Source organism: Microcoleus sp. CAWBG640, from assembly GCF_020883015.1.
GTDB lineage: Bacteria > Cyanobacteriota > Cyanobacteriia > Cyanobacteriales > Microcoleaceae > Microcoleus > Microcoleus anatoxicus.
Map to the genome: position 1 here is coordinate 6,206 of NZ_JAHRFC010000137.1, position 3,178 is coordinate 9,383.

General features: G+C 44.9%; 1 protein-coding gene. It reads left to right on the forward strand.

Features of this window, described 5'->3' with window-relative positions:
• Window positions 1-353: 353 nt before the first annotated feature.
• On the forward strand, window positions 354-3,178 hold a 2,825-nt coding region (locus AAFP11_RS28720; protein WP_341740091.1), incomplete at its 3' end, for an SBBP repeat-containing protein.

Consider the following 3,178-nt stretch of genomic DNA (forward strand, 5'->3'; position numbering starts at 1 on the left):
TCGGTTGAAACCGACTGATAAATCCAATTAAATTACGATCGATCTTAGTCCTCTTTGAGAGGACTTCCGCTATGAGACAGGGGTTTTCAACCCCTGGTGGACTCTCGGACTGGCGAAAAATCGAACTGTCGGACCATCGAAAAATCGGACTGGCGAAAAATCTAACTGGCGAACCCTCGGACTTTCAAACTTACGGATCGCACCCACAACCATTGTTACAATTATTCATCAAACTCCGAGAAATTTCGCAAGAAAATTGTATTTTTCGCAAATTTTTCGCAAGAATTTACTATACAGCAAACCCGGTACTCCCGTATAATTACTGACATAACATAAGCCAGGAATACCAGCATATGAGCTCTCCAAATCAACAAGCATCTTACGGTCAAATTCCCTTAAGTTTTATTGCAAATGCTGGACAAACAGACCCTAATGTGAAATTCCAGGTCAAAGGTGCCGGTCACAGTATCTATTTCACTCCCAACGAAATCACCTTTACCGCTTTCCAAACACCAACTGAACCGGGTAATGCAGCCACAACTTCTGCAATTGTCCGCAGCAGCTTAGCCAACAGCAACCCGAATCCGACAATTTCCGGGCTGGAAAAATTGCCCGGAGTTGCTAACTTTATTTTAGGCGAAGATTTGAGTCAATGGCACACTGACATTCCTACTTTTAACGGCGTTGTTTATCAAAACGTTTATCAAGGAATTGACCGCGTTTTTAAAGGTACAGAAGGACAACTTAAGAGCGAGTTTTTGGTTGCACCTTTTGCTGATCCGAGTCAAATTCGGATGAACTATAGTGGTGTTAACAATATCCGGTTGCGTGACGATGGCGCACTGATTTTAGAAACACCGCTGGGCGAATTAATAGATAACGCACCGATAGTTTATCAAGACATTAACGGACAGCGGGTGAATGTTCCCGCAGCTTACAACTTATTAGAAAACAATCAAGTTAATTTTAGTTTGGGAGATTTCGATCGCACTCAACCCCTAGTTATCGACCCGGTTTTAGCTTACTCGACTTACTTAGGCGGCAGCGGCTATGATGGTGCCAACCGCATGACTGTAGATAGCACAGGTGCGGCTTACATTATTGGCACTACTGTTAACAATTTTACGACTACTCCTGCTGCATTCCAAACTACCCCAGGGGGTCAAGCTGATTTCTTAGTTACTAAAATTAACCCTCAAGGAACTGCGTTAGTTTACTCTACTTATATCGGCGGTACTGGCAATGAATACGGTTTTGGGATTGCGGTAGACAGTCAAGGCAATGCTTATTTAACCGGACAAGTCGATCCTGGTTATCCAATTACACCGGGTGCTTTTCAACCGACAGCACCTAATTACACTGCTGCGGTAACTAAACTCAATGCAGCCGGCAATGCGTTAGTTTATTCTACCTTTTTAGGCACGAGCACCAGTGGCGCCCTAGGCAACGGCATTGCGGTAGACGTTAACGGTAATGCTTATGTTGCCGGAATCACAGGCGACGGTTTCCCCACTGCCAATGCCTCCCAACTATACGGAGGTGGAATTGATGCGTTTGTTACTAAAGTTAATCCAACTGGTAGTGGTTTAGTTTACTCTACTTATTTCGGCGGTTCTGGTCGCGAAGACGCTCAAGCCATTGCCATAGACAATAATGGTAATGCCTACATTACCGGCATTACTTATTCAACTAACTTGCCGGGGAAAGATTTAGGCTTTCAAAATGCCCTTGGAGGTGAATATGATGGTTTTGTCGCTAAATTTGATGCGAATGGTTCGCGCGCTTATGCCACTTATTTAGGTGGCTTTGGCAATGAAGTAGGTCATGATATCGCTGTAGATAGTTCTGGAAATGCCTATGTTCTGGGACGTACCACTTCAACTGAGTTTCCGACTAAAAATGCAGTTCAAGCGACTTATGGAGGTGGTGCGAATGATGCTTTTGTCATCAAGTTAGGTCCTCTAGGTAACAATGCGATTTATTCAACTTATTTGGGCGGCAGCGGAGATGACAGGGGCTATCGCATTGCTGTAGATAGTGGGAATAATGTTTATGTGACAGGGGAAACGACTTCGACTAATTTCCCGACTAAGAATGCTATTCAAAGTGTCAGCGGCGGCGGGAAAGATGCTTTTGTCACAAGTATCAATTCATCTGGTTCTGCCTTTGTTGATTCTACTTATCTTGGTGGCAGCGGCGACGACAATGGTAATGGTATTGCGGTGGATACTTCTGGTGCAGTTTATGTAGCGGGAAGTAGTGCTTCTACTAATTTCCCAACAGCGAATCCTTTGCAAGCGGCGAATGGGGGAGGTGACTTTGATGCTTTTATTACTAAAATAATTCCTGGCGGGCCGCAGGTAAAGATTGTTGAGTCGGGCGGGAGCACTAATGTAGCAGAAAGTGGGACGACTGATACTTATACAGTTGTGCTAACTAATCAGCCTACTGCAAATGTGGCGATCGCCCTCAACACCGGCACTCAAATTCTATCAATTGCTGGCCTTAGTTTCACTCCAACTAACTGGTTTGTACCGCAAACGGTGACAGTCAGTGCAGTTGATGATACCATAGCAGAAACTTCGCCACACAACGGCCCGATCGCCCATACAGCCACAAGTACCGATGCTAAGTATAACGGGGCAAGTGTCAGTTTTACGGTTAATGGCACTGCCAGCAACACGGTCAATGCTAATATTACCGATAACGACACCGCAGGCGTTAGCATTACTCCGACTACTGCGACTGCAACGGAAGGCGGTGCAAATGGAAGTTATAGCGTTAAGTTAAATACCCAACCGATCGCACCTGTTACGATTAACTTAGCTACAGGCAGTCAAATTCAACCAATTACCGCACTTACTTTTACCGCTGCTAATTGGAATGTCGCTCAAACTGTGCAGGTGAAAGCGGTTGACGACAGTTTAGTTGAAGGAAATCATACAGGTGCGATCGCGCATACAGCCACCAGTACCGATACTAAATATAACAGCATCACAATTTCCCCTGTTAATGTTGCCATCACCGATAACGACACCGCAGGCGTTAGCATTACTCCCACTACTGCGACTGCAACGGAAGGCGGTGCAAATGGAAGTTATAGCGTTAAGTTAAATACCCAACCGATCGCACCTGTTACAATTAACTTAGCTACAGGCAGTCAAATTCAACCAATTAC